The 22,411-nt window shown below is 73.3% G+C and carries 20 protein-coding genes; 13 read left to right on the top strand and 7 right to left on the bottom strand.

The window, feature by feature from the left end:
* Positions 1-10: 10 nt before the first annotated feature.
* Both ACN265_RS26730 and ACN265_RS26725 read left to right on the top strand, forming a co-directional pair.
* Positions 11-526, top strand: coding sequence for an acyl-CoA thioesterase (locus tag ACN265_RS26730; protein WP_204928266.1), 516 nt, complete (start codon positions 11-13; stop codon positions 524-526).
* A 370-nt stretch (positions 527-896) separates the two neighbouring features.
* Complete coding sequence (locus tag ACN265_RS26725; protein ID WP_421410367.1) at positions 897-2,873, top strand: acetoacetate--CoA ligase; 1,977 nt, start codon at positions 897-899, stop codon at positions 2,871-2,873.
* A 117-nt stretch (positions 2,874-2,990) separates the two neighbouring features.
* Here ACN265_RS26725 and ACN265_RS26720 read toward each other — a convergent pair whose 3' ends face one another.
* A complete protein-coding gene (locus tag ACN265_RS26720; protein ID WP_421410366.1) occupies positions 2,991-3,680 on the bottom strand; it encodes a TIGR03089 family protein in 690 nt (229 codons plus the stop codon).
* A gap of 151 nt (positions 3,681-3,831) precedes the next feature.
* On the opposite strand from ACN265_RS26720, the gene ACN265_RS26715 reads away from it, so the two are divergent.
* Together ACN265_RS26715 and ACN265_RS26710 are read left to right on the top strand one after the other, a co-directional pair.
* Positions 3,832-4,977 (top strand): glycosyltransferase family 4 protein, encoded by a 1,146-nt coding sequence (locus ACN265_RS26715; RefSeq protein ID WP_421410364.1) that lies wholly within the window; start codon positions 3,832-3,834, stop codon positions 4,975-4,977.
* A gap of 63 nt (positions 4,978-5,040) precedes the next feature.
* Entirely contained in the window at positions 5,041-6,132 is a 1,092-nt protein-coding gene (locus ACN265_RS26710; protein WP_421410362.1) for a mannose-1-phosphate guanylyltransferase, read from the top strand.
* 84 nt (positions 6,133-6,216) lie between these two features.
* Here ACN265_RS26710 and ACN265_RS26705 read toward each other — a convergent pair whose 3' ends face one another.
* A complete protein-coding gene (locus ACN265_RS26705; protein WP_421410360.1) occupies positions 6,217-6,849 on the bottom strand; it encodes an NUDIX hydrolase in 633 nt (210 codons plus the stop codon).
* Positions 6,850-6,888: 39 nt separating this feature from the next.
* Here ACN265_RS26705 and ACN265_RS26700 point away from each other — a divergent pair, with 39 nt between their 5' ends.
* Both ACN265_RS26700 and ACN265_RS26695 read left to right on the top strand, forming a co-directional pair.
* Entirely contained in the window at positions 6,889-7,926 is a 1,038-nt protein-coding gene (locus tag ACN265_RS26700) for a hypothetical protein (RefSeq protein ID WP_420117957.1), read from the top strand.
* A gap of 279 nt (positions 7,927-8,205) precedes the next feature.
* Positions 8,206-9,207, top strand: a complete 1,002-nt coding sequence (locus tag ACN265_RS26695) for an ArsR/SmtB family transcription factor (RefSeq protein ID WP_204928259.1) — start codon at positions 8,206-8,208, stop codon at positions 9,205-9,207.
* 158 nt (positions 9,208-9,365) lie between these two features.
* Here ACN265_RS26695 and ACN265_RS26690 read toward each other — a convergent pair whose 3' ends face one another.
* On the bottom strand, positions 9,366-10,493 hold the full coding sequence (locus ACN265_RS26690; RefSeq protein WP_421410358.1) for a coenzyme F420-0:L-glutamate ligase: 1,128 nt from the start codon (positions 10,491-10,493) through the stop codon (positions 9,366-9,368).
* Positions 10,490-11,437 carry a 2-phospho-L-lactate transferase gene (cofD, locus tag ACN265_RS26685; RefSeq protein WP_363793503.1) on the bottom strand — a complete coding sequence of 316 codons (948 nt, stop codon included), beginning with the start codon at positions 11,435-11,437 and terminating at the stop codon, positions 10,490-10,492. Before cofD ends, ACN265_RS26690 begins: the two co-directional genes overlap by 4 nt.
* A 98-nt stretch (positions 11,438-11,535) precedes the next feature.
* Between cofD and ACN265_RS26680 the strand changes: the two genes are divergently transcribed.
* From ACN265_RS26680 to ACN265_RS26655, 6 genes are all read left to right on the top strand, one after another.
* A complete protein-coding gene (locus tag ACN265_RS26680) occupies positions 11,536-12,447 on the top strand; it encodes a hypothetical protein (RefSeq protein ID WP_421410356.1) in 912 nt (303 codons plus the stop codon).
* A 126-nt stretch (positions 12,448-12,573) separates the two neighbouring features.
* Positions 12,574-15,096: a bifunctional FO biosynthesis protein CofGH gene (locus ACN265_RS26675; protein ID WP_421410354.1), complete on the top strand. Its 2,523-nt coding sequence runs from the start codon at positions 12,574-12,576 to the stop codon at positions 15,094-15,096.
* A gap of 126 nt (positions 15,097-15,222) precedes the next feature.
* Complete coding sequence (locus ACN265_RS26670) at positions 15,223-15,501, top strand: hypothetical protein (RefSeq protein WP_088642933.1); 279 nt, start codon at positions 15,223-15,225, stop codon at positions 15,499-15,501.
* Positions 15,502-15,676: 175 nt separating this feature from the next.
* Positions 15,677-17,074 (top strand): DUF4331 domain-containing protein, encoded by a 1,398-nt coding sequence (locus tag ACN265_RS26665; protein WP_204928254.1) that lies wholly within the window; start codon positions 15,677-15,679, stop codon positions 17,072-17,074.
* 73 nt (positions 17,075-17,147) lie between these two features.
* Positions 17,148-17,441 carry a phospholipase gene (locus ACN265_RS26660; protein ID WP_204928306.1) on the top strand — a complete coding sequence of 98 codons (294 nt, stop codon included), beginning with the start codon at positions 17,148-17,150 and terminating at the stop codon, positions 17,439-17,441.
* A gap of 474 nt (positions 17,442-17,915) precedes the next feature.
* Positions 17,916-18,173 (top strand): WhiB family transcriptional regulator, encoded by a 258-nt coding sequence (locus ACN265_RS26655; protein ID WP_007455784.1) that lies wholly within the window; start codon positions 17,916-17,918, stop codon positions 18,171-18,173.
* Positions 18,174-18,328: 155 nt separating this feature from the next.
* Here the strand turns inward: ACN265_RS26655 and ACN265_RS26650 are convergent, their stop codons facing one another.
* The gene (locus ACN265_RS26650; RefSeq protein WP_088642935.1) at positions 18,329-18,778 is read right to left on the bottom strand and encodes a metallopeptidase family protein; all 450 of its coding nucleotides are present in this window, start codon (positions 18,776-18,778) and stop codon (positions 18,329-18,331) included.
* 154 nt (positions 18,779-18,932) lie between these two features.
* Here ACN265_RS26650 and ACN265_RS26645 point away from each other — a divergent pair, with 154 nt between their 5' ends.
* Complete coding sequence (locus tag ACN265_RS26645) at positions 18,933-19,313, top strand: DUF3499 domain-containing protein (protein ID WP_194822950.1); 381 nt, start codon at positions 18,933-18,935, stop codon at positions 19,311-19,313.
* Positions 19,314-19,472: 159 nt separating this feature from the next.
* Here the strand turns inward: ACN265_RS26645 and ACN265_RS26640 are convergent, their stop codons facing one another.
* A complete protein-coding gene (locus ACN265_RS26640; protein ID WP_420117952.1) occupies positions 19,473-20,849 on the bottom strand; it encodes an NAD(P)/FAD-dependent oxidoreductase in 1,377 nt (458 codons plus the stop codon).
* A gap of 29 nt (positions 20,850-20,878) precedes the next feature.
* Positions 20,879-22,225, bottom strand: coding sequence for an aspartate aminotransferase family protein (locus ACN265_RS26635; RefSeq protein ID WP_421410351.1), 1,347 nt, complete (start codon positions 22,223-22,225; stop codon positions 20,879-20,881).
* Between the last annotated feature and the right edge of the window lie 186 nt (positions 22,226-22,411).

The following is a 22,411-nucleotide window of genomic DNA, read 5'->3' as shown; positions in this document are numbered from 1 at the left end:
CGTTTCTGCCATGACCGAGCACCCCACCACCCCTGCCGGCAAGCCGACGTCGTACTCCCGGGTCACGCTGAGTCGCATCATGACCGCTGTCGATGTCAATCTGTACGGGACCGTGCACGGTGGGGTGTTGATGAAGTTCGTCGACGACGTGGCCGGGGCGGCGGCGGCCCGGCACAGCGGCGGTACGGCGGTGACCGCCTCGATCGACGAGATCGTCTTCTCCGAACCCGTCCGGGTGGGCGATCTGGTGCACGCCCACGCCCAGGTCAACTGGACCGGCAACACCTCGATGGAGGTGGGCGTGAAGGTGGTCGCCGAGCGGTGGGACTCGGCCGAGGAGGAACCGGTCCGGGTGGCCACCGCGTACCTGGTCTTCGTCGGGGTGGACGTGGGCGGCGCGCCCCGGGCGGTCCGGCCGGTGCTCACGGAGACCGCCGAGGACGAACGCCGCTACAAGGAAGCCGAGATCCGCCGCGCCCACCGCCTCGCCAAACGCCGCGCCATCCAAGCCCATCGCGCCTCCTGACCTCCACCCGCTCCCCGGCCCTCCCCTCCCGCTCTCCCCGCCCGCCCTCGTCCCGGTGATCAAGAGGTTTGCGTCAACATCCGACGCGAGACTGACGCAAATCTCTTGATCACCGAGCCCAGCCCGAGCCCCAGCCCAGCCCGAGCCCCAGCCCAGCCCGAGCCTGAGCCCGAGCCCGGCGCGAGTCGGGTCCGGCTCCCGGCCCGAGCCCGCCCGGCTCGGGAGGGCTGTGTGTGCAGGTGGGGACGGATTGTGTGCGCGGGGCACGTTTCCGTGTCGGGCCCCGGTGTGGATGATGGCGCTGCGAGGTAGGCAAGATGGCGGCATGGCCGGGCACAGTGCCGTGTGGGGCCTCAGGGAGGGTGGAGCGGTGGGTGACGTGCTGTGGACGCCGCCGGCGGACGTACGCGAACGGTCCCGGATCGGGGGCTACCTGCGGTGGCTGCGGGAGCACCGGGGGTTGGACTTCGCCGACTACGACGCGCTGTGGCAGTGGTCGGTCACCGACCTGGACGCCTTCTGGCGCTCGATCTGGGATTACTTCGCGGTGGTGGCGCACACTCCGCCGACGGCGACCCTGAGCGATGCGGCTATGCCCGGTGCCCGGTGGTTCCCCGGCGCGACGCTCAACTACGCCGAGAACGTGCTGCGGATGCCCGGCCGGGCCGACGACGACCCGGTGGTGGTCGCGCACTCCCAGACCCGCCCGCCGGTCACCCTGACCGCCGCCGAGCTGCGGGAGCAGGTCCGCCGGGTGGCGGCCGGGCTGCGCCGGCTCGGCGTCACCGCCGGGGACCGGGTGGCCGCGTACGCGCCGAACATCCCCGAGACGTACGTCCTGTTGCTGGCGACCAGCAGCCTCGGGGCGATCTTCTCGTCCTGCGCCCCGGAGTTCGGCACCCGTAGTGTCGTCGACCGCTGGCAGCAGATCGCCCCGAAGGTCCTGGTGGCCGTGGACGGATACCGGTACGGCGACAAGCCGGTCGACCGGCGGGCCGAGGTGGCCGCCATCCGGGCCGCCCTGCCGTCGCTGACCCGCACCGTCCACGTCCCCTATCTGCACCCGAGCGGCACCGCCGACGTACCGCAGGATGCTCTGAGCTGGGCCGAGTTGGCGGCGGAGACCGACGAGTCGTTGACCTTCACCCCGGTCCCGTTCGACCATCCGCTCTACGTGCTCTACTCCTCGGGCACCACCGGGCTGCCGAAGCCGATCGTGCACGGGCACGGCGGCATCCTGCTCGAACACCTCAAGATGCTGGCCCTGCACCACGATCTCGGCCCGGCCGACCGGTTCTTCTGGTTCACCACCACCGGCTGGATGATGTGGAACTTCCTGGTCTCCGGGCCGGCCGTCGGGGCGACGATCGTGTTGTTCGACGGCAACCCCGGCCACCCTGACCTGGGTGCGCTGTGGCGGCTGGCCGAGGAGACCGGCACCACCTATTTCGGCACGTCCGCGCCGTTCCTGTTGGCCTGCCGCAAGTCCGGCCTGGTGCCGAAGCAGATCGCCGACCTGTCCGCGCTGCGCGGGGTCGGCTCCACCGGCGCGCCGCTGCCCGCCGAGGGCTTCACCTGGGTGTACGACACGGTCGGCACCGACCTTCAGCTCCAGTCCCTGTCCGGCGGGACGGACGTCTGCACCGGTTTCGTCGGCGGGGTGCCGCTGCTGCCGGTGCACGCCGGGGAGATCACCTGCCGGGCGCTCGGGGCGAAGGTGGAGGCCCGCTCTTCCGACGGCACCCCGGTCCTCGGCGAACTGGGCGAGTTGGTGATCACCGCGCCGATGCCGAGCATGCCGGTGGGGTTCTGGAATGACACGGACGGCAGCCGCTACGCCGAGGCGTACTTCGACGTCTATCCCGGGGTGTGGCGGCACGGCGACTGGATCACCATCAACGAGCGGGGCGGCTGCGTGATCACCGGCCGTTCCGACGCCACCCTCAACCGGGGTGGCGTACGGCTCGGCACGGCCGAGTTCTACTCGGTGGTGGAGGGCCTCGACGAGGTGGTCGACTCGGTCGTGGTGCACCTGGAGGACGACGAGGGCGGTGCGGGGGAGCTGCTGCTGTTCGTGGTGCTCGCCGAGGGCCTGGAACTCGACGACGCGTTGCGGAAGAAGATCGCCCGCGAGCTGCGTACCGCCCTGTCGCCCCGGCACATCCCCGACGAAATTCACCAGGTCAGGGCGGTGCCGCGCACCCTGTCGTCCAAGAAGCTGGAGGTGCCGGTCAAGAAGATCCTCACCGGCACCCCGGTGGAGTCGGCCGCCGCGAAGGGTGCCCTGGCCAACCCTGAGTCCCTGACCGCCTTCGTCGCCTTCGCCCAGACCCGCCCCACCCCGTAACCCCACCCCCACCCGGCCCCGCCCTGCCCCGGTGATCAAGAGCTTTGCGTCACCCCACCCGCTATCCCTGACGCAAACCTCTTGATCACCGGGCCAGGCCGCGCGGTGGGGCGGGGGTCAGGTCAGGGTGTGGGTGGTGCGTTCGGTGTCGGCGCGGCTGGCGAGGCGGGACCGGTCGGCGTTGCCGGTCAGCACGACCGTCGCCCCCCGCAGCAGCGGGGCGAGCAGCCAGTCGCGCGGGTCGGGGTGGACCGCCGCGTCGACCAGCAGCCGGTCGCCGGGGGAGATACCGAGGGCCGTCGCGCGGGCGTCCGCCTCGGCCAGCAGGGCCGCGTCGGTGGGGCCACCCTGGCCGGACGGGGTGAAGTGGTCACCCTGGGTGCGTACCTCGACCACGTAGTCGGCGTACCCGGCGGGGACCTCGCGCAGCGGTGCGGCGAACGGGGCGAGGGCCAGGGCGTAGCGGTCGCCGGCCGGCCAGGCGTCTGCCTCGGCAACCCGGTCGGCGGCGATGAAGAGCACGTCCACGGCACCCGGCTCGTCACGCACCGTCAACCCGGCGGACCAGCAGCCGAGCAGCACCGCAGCGGTCTGCCAGTGCGGCGGCAGCAGCACCCCGGCCGGGTCGCCGGGGCTCAGCGCCAGCTCGTCGACGAGCAGGTTGGCGGTCTTGGCCACCCAGTTCGCCAGGGTCGCGCCGGAGAGTTCGGTGCGTTCGCCGGTGGCGTCGTCGTACCAGGTCAGCAGGGGGCGGGCGGGGTCGGCCGCGATCGCGGCGGCGAACACCCGGGCAATGTTGTCGGCCATCGGCGCGAACGATACGCCCCTGCCGTCCGTATTCGATGGCGATGACAAGTCGGCGTACGGTCGGGTCGGAGTCAGCGTCCGTGCCGCGCTCCGGCGTAGGCTTGCCCGGAGTGTTGTTCCCCACAGACCCGCCACTGCAAGGAGTCGCCCCGTGACCGCCGGTCGCCCGCCCCGCGTGCTCATCGACGCCACGAGTGTCCCCGCCGACCGAGGCGGCGTCGGTAGATACGTCGATGGCCTGCTCGGCGCCCTGGGCAAAGTGTGCGGTCAGACGGTCGACCTGGTCGTGGTGAGCCTCCGCACCGACCTGGAGCGCTACACCCGGATGCTGCCCAAGGCCGAGGTGATCCCGGCCCCGGCCGCCGTCGCCCACCGCCCGGCCCGGCTCGCCTGGGAGCAGACCGGCCTGCCGCTGCTCGCCCAGCAGGTCGGTGCCGAGGTGCTGCACTCGCCGTTCTACACCTGCCCGCTGCGGGCCGGCTGCCCGGTCACGGTGACCGTGCACGACGCGACGTTCTTCACCGAGCCGGAGCACTACGACAAGTCCCGCCGGACGTTCTTCCGCAGCGCGATCAAGACGTCGCTGCGCCGGGCCAGCCGGGTGATCGTGCCGAGCAAGGCCACCCGCGACGAGCTGATCCGGCTGCTCGACGCCGACCCGACCCGGATCGACGTGGCCTACCACGGGGTCGACCAGCAGGCCTTCCACGCTCCGGGCGAGGAGGAGAAGGCACGGGTACGGGCCCGGCTCGGGCTCGGCGGCAGCAGCTACGTCGCCTTCCTCGGGGCGAAGGAGCCGCGCAAGAACGTACCCAACCTGATCCGGGGTTGGGCACGGGCGGTGGCCGACCGGAAGGACCCGCCGGCCCTGGTGGTCGCCGGTGGTCAGGGGCACGACGACGACATCGACCGCGCGGTGGCCGAGGTCCCGTCGCACCTGCGGCTGCTGCGCCCCGGCTACCTGCGCTACGCCGACCTGCCCGGCTTCCTCGGCGGCGCGCTGGTCGCCGCCTACCCGTCGTACGGTGAGGGGTTCGGCCTGCCGATCCTGGAGGCGATGGCCTGCGCCGCGCCGGTGCTCACCACCCCCCGGCTCTCGCTGCCCGAGGTGGGCGGCGACGCGGTCGCCTACACCAGCGAGGACCCGGACCAGATCGCCACCGACCTGGCCGCCCTGCTCGACGACGAGCAGCGCCGGTCGTCGCTGGCCAAGGCCGGTTTCGACCGGGCCAAGGAGTTCACCTGGGCGTCCAGTGCCGAGGTGCACATCGCCGCGTGGAGCCGGGCCCGTTCCTGAGTGGTCGCTGACGGTACGGCCGAGCCGCCATCCGACCTGGGGCGGTTCGGGCATGATGTGCTGATGCTCTACGCCGTCATCCCGGCGGGTGGCAGCGGCACGAGGTTGTGGCCGCTGTCCCGCGCGGGGCACCCCAAGTTCCTCCACCCGCTCACCGGCACCGACGCGTCGCTGCTCCAGGCGACCGTCGACCGGCTGACGCCGCTGACCACACCGGAGCGTGTCCTGGTGGTCACCGGCGTCGCCCACGCGGCGGCGGTGGCCCGGCAACTGCGCGGGGTGCCCGAGGAGAACATCCTGGTGGAGCCGTCCCCCCGGGACTCCTGCGCGGCGATCGCGCTGGCGTCGGCGGTGATCGCCCGGCGCGACGCGTCGGCGGTGATGGGTTCGTTCGCCGCCGACCACCTGATCCGGGACCCGGCGGCCTGGGTGCGGACCGTCCGGGCGGCGGTCCAGGGGGCCGAGCAGGGTCTGCTGATGACGGTGGGGATCACCCCGACCCGGGCCGAGACCGGCTACGGCTACCTGGAGACCGGGGAGCCGACCGGTGACGGCCCGCTGCGCCCGGTGACCGAGTTCAAGGAGAAGCCGGCCGCGCCGGTCGCCGAGGCGTACCTGCGTTCGGGTCGGCACCTCTGGAACGCCAGCATGTTCGTCTGGCGGGTGGACGTCTTCCTCGCCGAGCTGGCCCGCCAGCAGCCGGACCTGCACGCCGGGGTGACCGCGATCGCCGCGGCCTGGGGCGGCCCCGAGCAGGACGACGTCCTCGGCACGGTCTGGCCGACGCTGCCGAAGATCTCCGTCGACTACGCGGTGATGGAGGGCGCGGCCACCGCCGGCCGGGTCGCCACCGTACCGGGCGACTTCGGCTGGAACGACGTCGGCGACTTCCACACCCTCGGCGAGGTGCTGCCGGCCGACCCGGACGGCAACGTGGTGCTGGGGGCCGACGCCAAGCCGGGGGTGCTGCTGCACGACGCCCACGACCTGGTGGTGGTGCCGCAGTCGGGTCGGTTGGTGGCCGCCGTCGGGGTCCGCGACCTGATCGTGGTGGACACCCCCGACGCGGTGCTGGTGTGCCCGCGTGACCGGGCGCAGGACGTCAAGGCCCTGGTCGACGAGCTGAAGGCCCGGGGCGAGGACGGACTGATCTGAACCACCGCACGGCCTGACCCCGTCCGGCGGCGGCCCGCGCCGACCGCCGGGCGGGTCGGCACCCGGGCGGGGGTCGCGGCGCGGTCAGCGGGGCCGGCGGGCGTGCACGGCCAGGGCCGGCGCGACGAGCTTGGCGGTGCCCCCGGCGAGCGGCTCCGGCAGCCGGTCGGTCGGGAACCAACCGAGCGCCTCCGACTCGTCGCTGACCTGTTCGACCGCGCCCGGCGGGGCGAAGACCGCGAACCGGACGTCGTGGTGCAGCGAGCCGCCCTGGCAGCGCACCGGGTGGATGTCCACGTCGATCGGTACGGGGTCGATGACCAGCCCGGGAATGCCGGACTCCTCGGTGGCCTCGCGCAGCGCCGCCCCGGCCAGCGTCGCGTCACCAGGTTCGCAGTGCCCGCCCAACTGCACCCAACGGTGCAGCTTCCCGTGCAGGCAGAGCAGCACCCGTTCCCCGGCGGCGTCGAGGATCAGCGCGCTCGCGGTGAGGTGACCCGGCAGGTGGTGGCGGGTCAGCGCGACCGGGCCGTCGGCGAGCAGGTCGAGGGTGCGGTCCCGGGCCCCGGCGGCGGCCGGCCCGGCCGGCGTCCAGCCGGTCAGCACCGCCACCGCGTCCGCGTGCAGCGTCGCGTTCCCGCCGGCAGCGTCCGGCCCGGCGGGGTAGGGTGGGGTGGTCGCGGCGGCCGGGGGTGGGGTGGGGAAGGCGTCGGGCATTCCGACACTCTACGAGCGCGCGCTCCGTACCCTGGCGCGGTGAACCTGAGACTTCTGGAGTTCGTGGTCGCCGGCAACGAGGCCAGTGACCTGTTGCCGGTCCACTCCCGGTCCCTGCTGCGGGCGCACGACGCCGTACGTGGTTTCTGGACGGTGCTCGACGAGGGGCCGGTGGAACACTGCCTGGCCCTGCTGCTGGAGCGTACCGACGGCGAGTGGGTCGCCCACCACGTGCGGGCCGACGCCGGGGTGGAGAACGGCCGCACCGAGGACGGCGAGGCGCTCGCCGCGCACGACGGCTGGGTGTACGTCTTCGGGTCGCACTTCGGGTCCAAGGCCGGCCCGCTGCGCCCCCGCCGGGCGTTCGTGGCCCGCTTCCGGGAGGACGACGCGGCCACCGGGACGCTGCCGGTGCAGGTGGTCCGCAACCGGTTCCGGGTGCACCGGGCGGTCAACGACGCGCTGGTGAAGGCGGCGTTCACCCCGTTGCCGCCGGGGGAGCGGGTGCGCCAGCGGTTCATCGGCGAGACGGTGTCCCGGGGCACCGCGCGGGCCAAGTCCTGGGTACGTCGGCTCGCCGACGACGACCTGCCGCTGAACGTGGAGGCGGCGGCGTTCACCCCGGAGGGGACGGTGCTGCTGGGGCTGCGCTTCCCGGTGACCGTGGACGGGGAACCGGTCCTGGTCGAGTTGGCCGGGGTGCCGGAGATGTTCACCCCGGGCGGCGGCTGGCCGCGCGCCGGCCGGGCGTACGTGCTGACCGGGGTGACCCCGCCCGGCGCGCTGGTCGGCTTCCGCGCGGTCACCCCGACCGCCGACGGCGGGTACGCGGCGGTGGTCGGCTCGATCGACGCGCTGGGCAAGGGATCGGTGCTGCTGGACGACCACCCCACGGGCGGCGAGGTCACCTCGCGGCACGTCAGGTTCCGGTGGGAGCCGGCCGACGACGGTCGGATCGCCGGCGAGGTGGTGGCGGAGCTGGCACCATTCCGGCACGTCGAGGGGGTGGCCGAGATGGACGGACGCAGCTTCTACGTCACCGACGAGGACCACCGGGTGGCGCTCTGGATCGGCTGACCCCACCCACCACAGGGGCGGTGAGGCCCGGGTGACACCTCTGCGGAACCAGGGCCGCAGACCCTCGTGGTGCCTCCCGGGCGTCACCTTTCGTGGGCCCCGGCCCGCCCGACCGGCAGCGGGAAGAACCCCGCGTGTCGTACCGGGCAGTAGGAGCATGCCAACCGGCGGGACGGGCGTCGAGGTCTTTCAGCCCACGCTTAAAAGTGGAGATAAGTGCCGCCCGGTACAGTTCAGTGGGTCGGCGGGCCTCCCCCTGCCCCGCCCCAGGAGCGCTCCATGCTGACCATCCACTTCTCCCGCGAGGACATCCTCCGGACCCGGGTCGCCCCCGCCGCCGACCCGGTGTGGGAGCTGGTCCTCAGCCTGCACCTGCTGCAGGGGCGGACCCGCGATCCGCTGATGGCGCGCTGGCGTCAGGGGGTCGCCGCAGGGCTGCGCCGGGACACCGCCGCCGACCAGTTCCGGCTGCTGTTCGCGCTGAACCCGCCTCGGGGCTACTTCCCCGACTTCCTCACCCCCTACCAGAGCCTCGACGGTTTCGAGGCGGGCCTGGACGCTGTCCGGTCCACCCCGACGGAGCTGCTGCGCCGGGACCTGACCCTGCTGGCGGGGGCGAACCCGCTGCCGTCGTCGGCCGCCGCGCTGGCCCGGGGTGAGCCGGAGGTGCTGCGCCACCTGACCGAGTCGATGACGCAGTACCGGTCGGTGGCGATCGACCCGTACTGGGGGCGGATCAGGGCCGCCGTGGAGGCCGACCGCGCGGTACGGGCCCGGGCGCTGCTCGACGGTGGCGCGGAGGGGCTGCTGGCGAGCCTGCGGCCGGGCATGCGCTGGGACTCCGGCGTGCTCCAGGTCCTGGACTATCCGAACCGGCGGGAGTTGCACCTGGACGGTCGGGGACTGCTGCTGGTGCCGTCGTTCTTCTGCGCGCGTACCCCGGTCGCGTTGCTCGACCCGGCGCTCCCGCCGGTGCTGGTCTACCCGGCCGACCGGCTCGGCGGGTTGGACCCGTCACCGGGGGAGGGCGGCCGGCCCGCCGGGGAGGGCGGCCGGGAGGCGCTGGCGGCGCTGCTCGGCCGCACCCGGGCGGCGGTGCTCGAAGTCAGCGACGACGGCGCGACCACCGGCGAGGTGGCCCGCCGGCTGCACATCTCGGCCGCCGCGGCCAGCCAGCACACCGCCGTGCTGCGCAACGCCGGCCTGCTGGTCAGCCGCCGGGACCGCAACACGGTCCTGCACACCCTGACCCCCCTCGGCCGGGCCGTGCTCGACGCCTGACCCCGCCGGCCGGCGGGCGGGCGGGGCAATGGTGTCGAGGTTGCGGTATCCCGTGGAGCGGATACCGCAACTTCCGCGATCGCGTGTCGATCACCGTCGGGCCATCGGCCGCCGGCCCGGCCGTCGGGGTGGCCGCCCCGACAGGTCGGCCCGGCCGGTCACAGGGCCAGGCAGGCGCTCGCGATGCTGCCCGTCGGCGGTGGCAGCAGGGTGGACGGGACGCCCTCGGCGGCCAGCGCGATCCGCAGCCGGTACAGGTCGGCGCCGAAGCGCACCAGGTCGGGCTGGTCGACCGGGGTGGGTGCCGCGCCGAGCACCAGTCCGGTGGCCCCGGCCGGCCAGCCGTCGACGGTCGCCGCGAGACCGTCGCGTACCTCGTCGTCGGTGACGTGCGTGAAGGTGGTGCCGGGGGCGACCACCGTCGCCACGGCGGCGATGGCCCGGTCGACGGCGGCGGGGTCGGCGGGCGTCGCGCCGGGTCCGTCGGCGAGGGTCGCGGCGGCCCGCAGGCCGGCCGCCGTCGCCTCGGCGGTGCCGAGGGAGAACAGGTCCAGGTCGCTCTCCCGGACCAGAGCCGCCGCGCCGACGCCGTCCTCGGCCGGGCGGGTCGCCGCCGGTCCGGTGCCGTCGGTGGACGGGGACGGTGCGGGCAGGTAGCCGCGGACCACCGCCACCGGCACCTGGTCGCACTTGCCCTTGATCAGTTCGCCCGCGCCGGCCAGTTCGTCGACCACGGCCATCTGGGTCAGTTGCAGCTCGTTGCCGTACGGGTCGACCTCACCCCGGTGGTCGCGGATCGCGGCCATCCCGGCCACCCCGAGCGCCACGTCGGTCAGCCCGTTGCGCCAGGGCCGGCCCATCGTGTCGCTGATGATCACCGCGACGTCGATCCGGTAGCGGTCCCGCAGGGCGGCGCGCAGCGCCCGCGCGGACGCGTCGGGGTCGACCGGGAGCAGCACCAGCCGGGTCTTGTCGACGTTCGAGGCGTCGATCCCGGCGGAGGCCATCACGAAGCCGTGGTGGGTCTGCACGATCCGGGTCGCCCCCCGGGTCGCCACCACCCGGGCGGTCTCGGCGGCGAGCACCTCGTCCCGGGCGGCGAGCCGTTCCGGCCCGTCGGCCGGCACGTCCACCAGCCGGCCCTCCGCCTTCGACACGATCTTGCTGGTGACCACCAGCACGTCGCCGTCGCGCAGCCACGGCGCGGCGGTGCCGATCAGCACCGCCAGGTCGTCGCCCTCGGTCACGTCGCCGATGCCGGGCACCGGCAGGATCTCCAGTCTCACACCAGCTCCATCGCGGCCCGGACCATCGCCGTGGTCGCCGCCTCGTCGGTCATCCGCAGCGGGACCGCGCGGACGGTCACCCCGGGCACCGCCACCCCGTCGTCCTCCGGCGCGACCAGCCAGCCGTCGAGCAGGCCACCCTCGCTGCGCCCGCCGTAGAGCCGGCCCACCCCGGCCGCGCTGCACTCGACGTCGAGCACCTCCAGGCACCTGTCGGCCATCCCGCGCACCGGTGCGCCGCCGATGATCGGGGACACCCCGACGACCCGGGCGGGCCCGGTGGCGACCGCGTCGCGCAGGCCGGGCACCGCCAGCACCGGGGCGATGCTCACCACCGGGTTGCTCGGCGCGACCAGCACCACGTCGGCGGCGGCCAGCGCCTCGGCCACCCCGGGGGCCGGCTTGGCGGTGTCCGCGCCGACGAAGACGAACCGGTCGGTGGGCACGCCCGCCCGGTACCGGACCCACCACTCCTGGAAGTGGATGGCCCGCCGCTCGCCGTCCAAGTCGACCACCGCGTGCGTCTCCAGCCGGTCGTCGGTGGCCGGCAGCAGCCGTACGCCGGGCTGCCAGCGGGCGGCCAGCGCCTCGGTGACCTGCGACAGCGGATAGCCGGCGTTGATCATGGTGGTGCGCACCAGGTGGGTGGCGACGTCCTTGTCACCGAGGTTGAACCAGCTCGGCTCGGCCCCGTACGCCGCCAGTTCCTGCCTGATCGTCCAGCTCTCGCCGACCCGTCCCCACCCGCGTTCCGGGTCGGCGCCCCCGCCGAGGGTGTAGAGGACGCTGTCCAGATCGGGGCAGACCTTGAGGCTGTGCAGGTAGAGGTCGTCGCCGACGTTGACCACGGCGGTCACCTCGGCACCCACCTCGCGGGCGTACGCCCGGACGCCGAGCAGGAATCGGGCACCCCCGATTCCGCCGGTCAGAACCACGATGCGCATGTCGTCCATCCTCCCGTACGGGACGTGTCCCGCCGCCGGGCGGCCCGGGAGACTAGGCTCACGTCGGCCTCTGTCCGTTTCGCCCCGAGGGAGAGTTCGTGACCAGCCCCGCCGAGCCCGCGTCGCACGACGCGTCGCAGGCCCGCCAGATCACCGCACCCCTGCGCGAACTCGCCGCGCTCGTCCTGCTCGGCGCGAACGCCGTGCTGCTCTTCGTCGGGTTCGTCCGGCTGCTCGTGCCGACATCGGACTACAGCACCTTCTCGGGGCGGGCGGGCAGCGAGTTCTTCGCCTTCGTCGGCGTCGAGTCGACGGTGCTGCCGCTGCTGGCCGTGCTGCTGGTCACCCACCTCGCGCCGGTGTCCGGCCGGGCCCGGCAGTTCACCCAGATCGCCGTCGGCGAGTACGCCTTCGCCGCCCTGTTCGGCGTGTTGACCTTCCTGATCTGGCTGGTCGGCCGGCTGGCCGAGGCGGAGGTGCTGGACGCCCTGCTCGGCATGCTGACCCGGGCCGCCTGGTTCGCGCTGTTCGGGGTGGCCGCCTTCGTGGTCTACCGGATCTGGCGCACGCTCTACCACGTGCCGAAGCCGAAGCCGCAGCCCGGCGTCTACGGTCAGCCCCAGCCCGGCTGGCCGCAGCAGCAGGGCGGCTACCCGGGTGCCGGCTACCCGGATCAGCCCGGTGCCGGGCAGTACGGCCAGCCCGGCTTCGCCCCGCCGCCGCAGTCCGCCCCGCCGTTCGGCGGCCCTCAGTCCGCCCCGCCGGCCGGTGCCGCGCCGCAGTCGGCCCCGCCGTTCGGCGCTCCCCAGTCTGCTCCGCCGTTCGGCACCCCGCAGTCGGCTCCGCCGTTCGGTGCGCCGCAGGCCGGGCCGCCGTTCGGGCAGCCCCCGTCGGCCGACCCGACCCAGGCGATCCCCCGGCAGCCCGGCGAGCCGACCACCGGCACGACCGACACCGACGGTGACCGTACCCAGACCTTCCGCCGCGACGACCCCAACACCCCGCACTGAACCGCCCGGCCGGGTCGGTCGACGCGCTGCGGCGCGCCGCCGACCCGGCCGGTGCGACGCCGGGGAGATGTCACACCCGGCTCGCGTGCCTGCCGGATCGCCGCCGCAAGCGCCTAGGCTGGGCGGATGGTTGACCGCACCGATTCCGGCCCGACCCCGGCGGCTGTGCGTCGGGCGCTGCGCCGGGCCGCCACCGGGCGGGCGCTCGACGTCGACGAGGCCACCGCGCTGCTGACCGCCCGGGGCCCCGAACTGGACGAACTGCTCCGGATCGCCGGCGAGGTCCGGGACGCCGGGCTGCGCGACGCCGGCCGGCCCGGCGTGGTGACGTACTCGAAGAAGGTCTTCATTCCGTTGACCCGGCTGTGCCGGGACCGGTGCCACTACTGCACCTTCGCCACGGTGCCGCACCGGCTGCCGGCGGCCTTCCTGGAGACCGACGAGGTGCTGGCGATCGCCCGGCAGGGCGCGGCGCTGGGCTGCAAGGAGGCCCTGTTCACCCTGGGTGACCGGCCGGAGGAGCGCTGGCCGGCGGCCCGCGCCTGGCTCGACGAGCGCGGCTACGACTCCACCGTGGACTACCTGCGGGCCTGCGCGGTGGCGGTGCTGGAGGAGACCGGCCTGCTGCCGCACCTCAACCCGGGGGTGCTCTCCTGGTCGGAGCTGCAACGGCTCAAGCCGGTCGCGCCGAGCATGGGGATGATGCTGGAGACCACCGCCACCCGGCTCTGGTCGGAGCCGGGCGGCCCGCACTTCGGCTCGCCCGACAAGGAGCCGGCGGTGCGGCTGCGGGTGCTCGACGACGCCGGCCGGGTGGGGGTGCCGTTCACCACCGGAATCCTGATCGGCATCGGCGAGACCCCGGCCGAGCGGGTCGACGCGCTGTTCGCGATCCGCCGCGCGCACCGGGAGTACGGCCACCTCCAGGAGGTGATCGTGCAGAACTTCCGGGCCAAGCCGGACACGGCGATGGGCGGCCTGCCCGACGCCGAGCTGCACGACCTGGCGGCCACCGTGGCGGTGGCCCGGCTGCTGCTCGGCCCGAAGGCCCGGCTCCAGGCCCCGCCCAACCTGATCGAGGACGAGTACGACCTGCTGCTGCGGGCCGGCATCGACGACTGGGGCGGGGTCTCCCCGCTCACCCCGGACCACGTCAACCCGGAACGGCCCTGGCCGCAGCTCGACGAGCTGGCCCGGCAGACCGAGAAGTCCGGCTTCACCCTGCGTGAACGGCTGACCATCTACCCGGAGTACGTGCGGGCGGGCGACCCGTGGCTGGACCCCCGGCTGTCGCCGCACGTCGGCGCGCTCGCCGATCCGACGACCGGGCTGGCGGTCGAGGCGGCCCGGCCGGTGGGCCGCCCGTGGCAGGAGCCGGAGGAGGTCTTCGGCGGCGGCCGGACCGACCTGCACGCCACCATCGACACCGCCGGGCGCACCGACGACCGGCGGGGCGACTTCGACAGCGTCTACGGTGACTGGGCGGAGGTCGCCGGCAAGGTGAGCCCGGCCGCGTCGGCCGGACCGGCGGCGGGTGCCGACGGTGACCTGCGGGCGGGGCTGCGGCTGGCGGCCGACGATCCGGCGGCGTTGTTGGAGCCCCGGCACGCCGACGCGGCGCTGGCGCTGTTCGGCGCGGACGGTCCGGCCCTGGACGAGCTGTGCCGGCTCGCCGACGACGTACGCCGGGACACCGTCGGCGACGACGTCACCTACGTGGTCAACCGCAACATCAACTTCAGCAACGTCTGCTACGTGGGCTGCCGGTTCTGCGCGTTCGCCCAGCGGGAGCGGGACGCCGACGCGTTCCGGCTGTCGGTGGAGCAGGTGGCCGACCGGGCCGAGGAGGCGTGGGCGGCCGGTGCCGGCGAGGTCTGCCTCCAGGGCGGTATCGACCCGAAACTGCCGGTGACCGGGTACGCCGACATCGTCCGGGCGATCAAGGCCCGGGTGCCCGGCATGCACGTGCACGCGTTCTCCCCGATGGAGATCGCCACCGCCGCCGCCAAGGCGGGCGTGCCGGTGCGGGACTGGCTGTCGATGCTGCGCGAGGCCGGCCTGGACACCATCCCGGGCACCGCCGCCGAGATCCTCGACGACGACGTGCGCTGGGTGCTCACCAAGGGCAAACTGCCGGCCGCCGCCTGGGTCGAGGTGGTCTCGACCGCGCACGAGCTGGGCATCCGCTCCAGCTCCACGATGATGTACGGCCACGTCGACCACCCCGGCCAGTGGCTGGCGCACTTCCGGGTGCTGGCCGGCGTGCAGGACCGCACCGGCGGGTTCACCGAGTTCGTGGCGCTGCCGTTCGTGCACACCAACGCCCCGATCTACCTGGCCGGCATCGCCCGCCCCGGCCCGACCTGGCGGGAGAACCGGGTGGTGCACGCGATGTCCCGGCTGCTGCTGCACGGCCGGATCGACAACATCCAGTGCTCGTGGGTGAAGCTCGGCGACGAGGGCACCGTGGCGATGTTGCAGGGTGGCTGCAACGACCTGGGCGGCACCCTGATGGAGGAGACCATCTCCCGGATGGCCGGTTCGGGCAACGGTTCGGCGCGTACCGAGGAGCAGTTGCGGGCGATCGCCGCCGCCGCCGGACGGCCGGCGCGCAGACGGACGACCGCTTACGGTCATCCGTCGCGATGACATCGAACCTTTCGCGCGTGCGGGCCGTACCAGTGTTCGTCGGCGGCGGTTGAGGCGAGGGCCGCCGCCGGCAACCTCGCGCTCCACACCGCGCGCGCTCACGCGCCGCCGGAGGAAAGGTTCCCCATGACGAGCGAAGTGCGGAAGCGTTCCTGGCCGCGACTGACCCGCCGGCAGACACTGACCGCCGCGGCGAGTGCCACGCTGGGTGCGGCGGCCCTGACGGTCACCGGTGTGTCGGTGGCGCAGAACTCCCCGGCGGCGGCCGGCGCGGACGGCCCGATCGTGGTCCACCTGCGGGACGCCAGGTCGGGGACGATGGACGTCTTCGTCGGTTCGTCCCGGATCGAGGTACGCGACCGGGGGCTGGCCGACCGGCTGCGCCGTGCCGCCGGGCGCGGCTGACCTGTCCGTCGTCCGGACGGGCCGCCCCGACCGCTGTCAGCGGGCGGCCTGACCCGTCCGCTTCCGCCGCGCGGCGTCGACCGGCCGCGTTCCTTCCCCTTCACCGCCAGGCGCAGGTCCCGCGCCCGGTCCGTCATGCCCTGATTCCTCAAGATTCCGCAAAGGTTGGTCCGCCATGTCGTCCCACCGCGAAGCACCGGAAATAAGCAAGGACCCGGTCGCCGACAGTTCCGACCTGTACGCCTTCGTCAGCCCCGACCGGCCGGACTCGGTGACGTTGATCGCCAACTACGTGCCGTTGCAGCTCCCCTCGGGCGGCCCGAACTTCTTCGAGTTCGGCGACGACGTGCGGTACGAGATCCATATCGACAACGACGGTGACGGCCATCCCGACGTGACCTACCGGTTCGAATTCCGTACCGAGATCACGAACCAGAACAGTTTTCTTTACAACACCGGCCCGATCGACTCGCTGGACAGCAAGAACTGGAACCGGCGGCAGTTCTACAAGCTGACCCGGGTCACCGACGGCAAGGAGCACGTGCTCGCGCACAAGCTGCCCTGCCCGCCGTGCAACGTCGGGCCGCTGTCCATCCCCAAGTACAACGACCTGGTCCGGCAGGCGACGTTCAAGCTGTCGACGGGGGAGAAGGTGTTCGCCGGTCAGCGTGCGGACGGCTTCTTCGTCGACCTGGGCGCGATCTTCGACCTGGGCACCTTGCGGCCGTTCCAGCAGTTGCACGTGGCCGGCAAGAAGCTGTTCAAGGCCGAGGGCGAGCCGGTCAACGCGGTGGACCGGATGAACGTGCACAGCATCGCGGTGCAGGTGCCGCTGAGCAAGGTTCGTCGCCGGGCCAACCGGTACGGCGTGGGTGACCGGGCCTCGACGATCGGGGTGTGGACGACCGCTTCCCGGCAGCAGGTGCGGGTGCTCGGCGACAAGGTCGCGGCGGACGCGGCGGTCGGCCCGTGGACCCAGGTGTCCCGGCTGGGCAACCCGCTGTTCAACGAGGTCATCGTGCCGATGTCCAAGAAGGACCTGTGGAACACGCTGCCGCCGACCGAGGACAAGCGGTTCGCCCGGTTCGTCGAGCAGCCGGAGTTGGCGGCGCTGCTGCCGGTGCTCTACCCGGGGGTGTTCCCCAACCTGGACGCGCTGAACAAGTCCAAGAAGCCCCGGGCCGACCTGCTCGCCATCCTGCTGACCGGCATCCCGTCCGGGCTGATCGACGGCTTCACCAACCTCACCGGTGACGTGCAGGCCGACATGCTGCGGTTGAACACGGCGATCAGGCCGAGCAGCAAGCCGAACCAGTTCGGTCTGCTCGGTGGGGACCTGGCCGGGTTCCCCAACGGCCGCCGGGTCGTCGACGACGTGGTGAGCATCGCGCTGCGGGCGGTGGCCGGGGTGACCGTGCCGCTGGTGGACAAGAAGTTCAAGCCGGACGCGGCGGCCGGCGCGGTGACCCCCGGGTTGAGCGCCGCCGACGTGACCGCGCCGTTCCTGCGGGACTTCCCCTTCCTCGGTACGCCGTACGACGGGTTCAACAACCCGCCCGCGGCGGATTCCTGAGCGGACGGAGCGTGGCGTGAACGGACACCACCACCATCACCACCAGTACGGGCCGACGGAGAGCGGCACGGTGATGCTCGACGTCGGCGGGGAGATGGGTGCCCTGATCATCTACACCGGACGTGACCTGCACGGTCGGGAGATCGAGATCAGCCGGGTCGACCAGGACGGCGCGGTGCGGACGCACTCCGCCGTCCGGGAGCGGATCGTCCGGGACGGGGTGTTCCACAGTGCCGTCTACCCGGATCTGACCGCGGGTCTCTATACCGTCTGGTGGGACGAGGAGACACCCGCCGGAACGATTTCCGTCAACGGTGGGGCGATCGCCGAGTTCGTCTGGCCGAGCAGCCCATCCCGGTCGACCTGAGCGCCGTCACGGCATCCCGACCCGAGCGCCCCGTCCACATTGTGGACGGGGCGCTGTCGGCATTTCCGGCTGGACGGGCGGTCCGGGGCCAACCGCGTTAACCTGTCCCCCACCATGCTCATGATCTTGGCGAGACGGTCGGACGGAGTGTCCGACGGCGTTCCCGGGTGTCGTCCGGGGCGGCGACGCCACGGCAGAAATCTGGGGCAACTCGCCGGAGGGGGCGTTACTCGCCCGGGGTCTGAATCGATAGGGCAGGTTGCGAGGGCCGGGTGGTCCGGTGACCGTCCGGCGGCGTGTCGGGAGGGCGACTCCATTATCAAGTTCGGCTTGACGGCGCACGCATTACACGCGTGTAATTTCGATGGGGTTGTTCGCGCGGAACGCAACAAATAGGGACCGGACGGACAAGCACGCCTTTCGCGTGGGGGGTTGCAGCGGCGGTGACGTCGGTGCGCGACAAGGAGGCATCTGATGGACGGCCAGCTTGAGGTGGCCGACCTGCTCGGAAACGCGCCGGAGTGGCAGGAGCGGGCACTGTGCTCGCAGACCGACCCGGAAGCGTTCTTCCCCGAGAAGGGCGGCTCGACCCGCGAGGCGAAGCGGATCTGTTCGCGGTGCGAGGTCAAGACGGAATGCCTGGAATACGCGCTCGGGCACGACGAGCGGTTCGGGATCTGGGGTGGGCTCTCCGAGCGGGAGCGGCGCAAGCTCAAGCGGCGGGCCGCCTGAGCCGACGGGTCGAGCCGGGGCGGTGGGGGCCGCCCGGCTCACGCCCGACGGGGGTCGCGGGGGTGACCGACGTCGGGCCGGCGGAGCAGGGCCGGGACCGTGTCCACGGGGGAACTACCGGTCGGGGTGGGGCCGGGGCACGGTCGGCCCGGCGGTCAGGCCAGTTCGTCCGGGTCGACCCCGAGCAGGTTCGCCACCTGTTCGATGATCACGTCATGGACCAGGTCGGCCAGGTCCTCACGGTCCATCGCCCGGAACTCCAGCGGCCGGCGGTAGAGCACGATCCGGGGCGGCACCTCCTGCCGACCCGGCCGGCCGGGCAGCAACCGGGCCAGCGGCACCTCGCCGTCCTCCAGCACGTCGGAGTCGTAGACGTTGAGGTCCGGGGGGACGTCCTCGACGGCGAACTCGACGCCGGCCAGCTCCGTGGCGAACCGGCGCTCCAGCGTCTCCACCGTGTCCAGCACCAGGTCGTCGAAGATCTCGGCCTTGGTCCGGGCCAGCGGCACGGTCGCCGGCACCAGCCGCCCGCGCAGGCCACGTCCGTGGCGGTCGCGGTGGTTGCGCCGGCCGGAGCCGGGGCGGCGGTGTTCCGGGCTCGTCATGAGCCAAAGGGTAGCCCTCGGCCCGCCCCGGCCCGTGGCGGCGCGCGCCGACGGGCGCGGCGGAAGCACCAGGTGCGAATTGTGATCACGGTGACGGGCGTGTCGCAAAGCGAACCGGTGCGCCGGACCCGGTAATGGGGATACCCTGCCGCACGTGAGGTCACCACGGCGCTGCTCCCGTAACGGCTGCCCCCGGCAAGCGGTCGCCACATTGACCTATGTCTACAACGAGTCGACGGCGGTGGTGGGCCCGCTGGCGGCATTCGCCGAGCCGCACACGTACGACCTGTGTGAGCAGCACGCGCGGAGCCTGACCGCCCCCCGGGGCTGGGACGTCGTCCGGCACGAGGGCGAGTTCGAACCGCCGCCGCCCACCACCGACGACCTGGTCGCCCTGGCCGAAGCCGTCCGCGAGGCGGCCCGCCCGGTCGCCCCCCGCCCGCCCCAGGACGACCACGACCCCCACCACCCCAACCCCCAGACCCCGCCCACCGGCCGCCGAGGCCACCTCCGCGTAATCCCCCCCAACCACTAACCCCCTCCCCCCGCTGCCCCGGCCCCCTCCGCCCCCGGCTCTCCCCGGTGATCAAGAGGTCTGCGTCAGTCTGATGCTCGACCGTGACGCGAACCTCTTGATCACCGGGGCGTCAGCGGTGGGGGAGCGGGCGGGTGAGGAGGGGAGGCAGGGCGGGGGTCAGTGGCCGAGGAGGGGGGAGAGGGCGGTGGCGCGGCGGGCCGGGCGGCCGGTGCGGCGTTCGACCTCGTCGGCCGAGGACATCACCCGGAGGCCGGCGTTGATCGCCAGCCAGCGCAGCGGTTCCGGCTCCCAGCGGGGGGAGCGGTGGCCCACCCACGGCAACGCCGTCAGCTCCGACGCAACGCCCCGGACCAGGTCGGCGAGGGTACGGCCGGCCAGGTTGCTCGTCCCCACCCCGTCGCCGACGTAGCCGCCGGCCCAGGCCAGCCCGGTCGACCGGTCCAGCCCGACCGAGGCGGACCAGTCCCGGGCCACCCCGAGCGGGCCGCCCCAGGCATGCTCGACCGGCACGTCCGGCCCGAGCACCGGGAAGAGTTCCCCCAGCGTCCGACGTAGCGCGGCGAAGACCCGGGGCTCCCGGTCGTAGCCGGGGGAGACCCGGGAGCCGAAATGGTACGGGGCACCCCGCCCGCCGAAGGCGAGCCGCCCGTCGGCCGTACGCTGGCCGTACACGATGAGGTGCCGGTAGTCGGAGAAGGTCTCCCGGCCGGCCAGCCCGATCCGCTCCCACGTGCACTCGGGCAGCGGCGCGGTCACCACCATCAGCGAGTACACCGGGGCGACGGTGCGGCGGTGGCCGGGCAGCGCCGGGGTGTACGCCTCGGTGGCCCGTACGACCACCTCCGCCCGTACCGTGCCGTGCGGGGTGACCACCGCGCCGGGCCGGATCGCGGTGACCGGGGAACGCTCGTGCAGCCGCACCCCGAGCCGGCACACCGCGCGGGCCAGCCCCCGGACCAGCTTCGCCGGGTGCACGGCCGCGCAGTGCGGGGTGTACGTGCCGCCGCGTACCCCCTCGGCGGCGCACCGGGCGGCGGCCCCGGCGGCGTCGAGCAGCACCAGGTCGTCGGGGTCGAGCCCGTGTTCGAGGGCCTCGGCGACGGCGGCCCGGGCCCGGCCGAGCTGCACGTCGGTCCGGGCCAGCAGCACCGTCCCGCCGTGCCGCCAGTCGCAGTCGATCCCCTCGGCGACTACCACCCGACCGACCTCGGCGACGGTGTCGTGCATGGCCCGCTGCATCGCCAGCGCCGACGCCGGGCCGTGCCGACGGGCCAGCGCCGGCAGCGCGGTCGGGAACAGCGCCGAGCACCACCCGCCGTTGCGCCCGGACGCGCCGTAGCCGGCGATCTCGGCCTCCAGCACGACGATCCGCAGCGTCGGATCGGCGCGGGCGAGATAGTACGCCGTCCACAGTCCGGTGTAGCCGGCACCGACGACCACCACGTCGGCGTCGGTGTCGCCGGGCAACGCCGGCCGCGGGGTCAACGGGTCGTCCACGGTGGACAGCCAGTGGGACAGTTCCTGGTAGCGCATGTGCGGCTCCGGGGGAGAGCGCCGGTGGTCTACAGGCGGGACCACGCCTCGGTGAGGACGGCGCGCAGGATCTGCTCCATCTCGTCGAACTGCTCCTGCCCGGCGATCAGCGGCGGGGCGAGCTGGACCACCGGGTCACCCCGGTCGTCGGCCCGGCAGTAGAGCCCGGCCGCGAACAGTGCCGAGGACAGGAAGCCGCGCAGCAGCCGCTCCGACTCGGCCTCGTCGAAGGTGGCCTTCGTCGCCTTGTCCTTGACCAGCTCGATGCCGTAGAAGTAGCCGTCACCCCGGACGTCGCCGACGATCGGCAGGTCGGTGAGCTTCTCCAGGGTGGTCCGGAAGGCGTCCTCGTTGGCCCGGACGTGGCCGATCAGGTCCTCCCGGGCGAACACCTCCAGGTTGGCCAGGGCCACCGCGCAGGACACCGGGTGGCCGCCGAAGGTCACCCCGTGGGCGAACATGCCGGTCTCGGTGAGGAAGGGTTCCATCAGCCGGTCGCTGGCGATCATCGCGCCGAGCGGGGCGTAGCCGGAGGTGATGCCCTTGGCGGTGGTGACGATGTCGGGCTGGTAGCCGTACCGGGCGGCACCGAAGTACTCGCCGAGCCGCCCCCAGGCGCAGATCACCTCGTCGGAGACGAGCAGCACGTCGTACGCGTCGCAGATCTCGCGTACCCGCTGGAAGTAGCCGGGCGGCGGCGGGAAGCAGCCGCCGGAGTTCTGCAGCGGCTCCAAGAACACCGCCGCCACGGTGTCCGGCCCCTCCCGCTCGATGGCCCGGCGGATCTCGTCGGCGGCCCAGGCACCGAACGCCTCGGGCGAGTCGCCGTGCTCGGGGGCCCGGTAGAAGTTGGTGTTCGGCACCTTGATCCCGCCGGGCACCAACGGCTCGAAGTCGGTCTTGATGCCGGGCAGCCCGGTGATCGACAGCGCGCCCATCGAGGTGCCGTGGTAGGCGAGGTAGCGGCTGACCACCTTGTGCTTGGTCGGCCTGCCGGTGCGCTTGAAGTAGGCGCGGGCCAGCTTCCACGCCGCCTCGACGGCCTCCGAGCCGCCGGTGGTGAAGAAGACCCGGTTGAGGTCGCCGGGCGTCAGCGAGGCGATCTTCTCGGCCAGCTCGACGGCCTTCGGGTGGGCGTACGACCACAGCGGGAAGTACGCCAGCTCGCCGGCCTGCTTCGCGGCGGCCTCGGCCAGCTCGGTGCGCCCGTGTCCGGCGTTGACGACGAACAGCCCGGCGAGCCCGTCCAGGTAGCGGCGGCCCTGCGCGTCCCAGACGTACGCGCCCTCGCCGCGCACGATGGTCGGCACCTCCCCGGCGGCGTAGCTGGCCATCCGGGTGAAGTGCATCCAGAGGTGGTCGGTGGCGTCGGCCATGTCAGCCCCATCGGGTCTCGGGCCGGGTCAGGAGGGGACACCGGCCGCTCTGCCCTCGGTTATCCCACAGCCTCGCCGCGAAATGCAAGCCTTGTTCGGGTTGGTGGCGACGGATTCGGCGGGAGTGTGGTTTAAAGGCGACGGATTCCGCACTCGCTGATCTCGTGGCCGGTCTCGTGGCCGGTC

This window comes from Micromonospora sp. WMMD730 (assembly GCF_049178955.1).
Lineage (GTDB): Bacteria > Actinomycetota > Actinomycetes > Mycobacteriales > Micromonosporaceae > Micromonospora > Micromonospora wenchangensis.
This window is presented reverse-complemented; position numbering and strand designations above follow the sequence as displayed.

Coding starts and splice junctions, on each gene's coding strand:
- ACN265_RS26730 (WP_204928266.1), top strand. CDS start 11: ATGACCGAGCACCCCACCACCCCTGCCGGCAAGCCGACGTCGTACTCC.
- ACN265_RS26720 (WP_421410366.1), bottom strand. CDS start 3,680: ATGGCCGACAACATTGCCCGGGTGTTCGCCGCCGCGATCGCGGCCGAC.
- ACN265_RS26710 (WP_421410362.1), top strand. CDS start 5,041: ATGCTCTACGCCGTCATCCCGGCGGGTGGCAGCGGCACGAGGTTGTGG.
- ACN265_RS26705 (WP_421410360.1), bottom strand. CDS start 6,849: ATGCCCGACGCCTTCCCCACCCCACCCCCGGCCGCCGCGACCACCCCA.
- ACN265_RS26695 (WP_204928259.1), top strand. CDS start 8,206: ATGCTGACCATCCACTTCTCCCGCGAGGACATCCTCCGGACCCGGGTC.
- cofD (WP_363793503.1), bottom strand. CDS start 11,437: ATGCGCATCGTGGTTCTGACCGGCGGAATCGGGGGTGCCCGATTCCTG.
- ACN265_RS26675 (WP_421410354.1), top strand. CDS start 12,574: ATGGTTGACCGCACCGATTCCGGCCCGACCCCGGCGGCTGTGCGTCGG.
- ACN265_RS26670 (WP_088642933.1), top strand. CDS start 15,223: ATGACGAGCGAAGTGCGGAAGCGTTCCTGGCCGCGACTGACCCGCCGG.
- ACN265_RS26665 (WP_204928254.1), top strand. CDS start 15,677: ATGTCGTCCCACCGCGAAGCACCGGAAATAAGCAAGGACCCGGTCGCC.
- ACN265_RS26660 (WP_204928306.1), top strand. CDS start 17,148: ATGCTCGACGTCGGCGGGGAGATGGGTGCCCTGATCATCTACACCGGA.
- ACN265_RS26655 (WP_007455784.1), top strand. CDS start 17,916: ATGGACGGCCAGCTTGAGGTGGCCGACCTGCTCGGAAACGCGCCGGAG.
- ACN265_RS26650 (WP_088642935.1), bottom strand. CDS start 18,778: ATGACGAGCCCGGAACACCGCCGCCCCGGCTCCGGCCGGCGCAACCAC.
- ACN265_RS26640 (WP_420117952.1), bottom strand. CDS start 20,849: ATGCGCTACCAGGAACTGTCCCACTGGCTGTCCACCGTGGACGACCCG.
- ACN265_RS26635 (WP_421410351.1), bottom strand. CDS start 22,225: ATGGCCGACGCCACCGACCACCTCTGGATGCACTTCACCCGGATGGCC.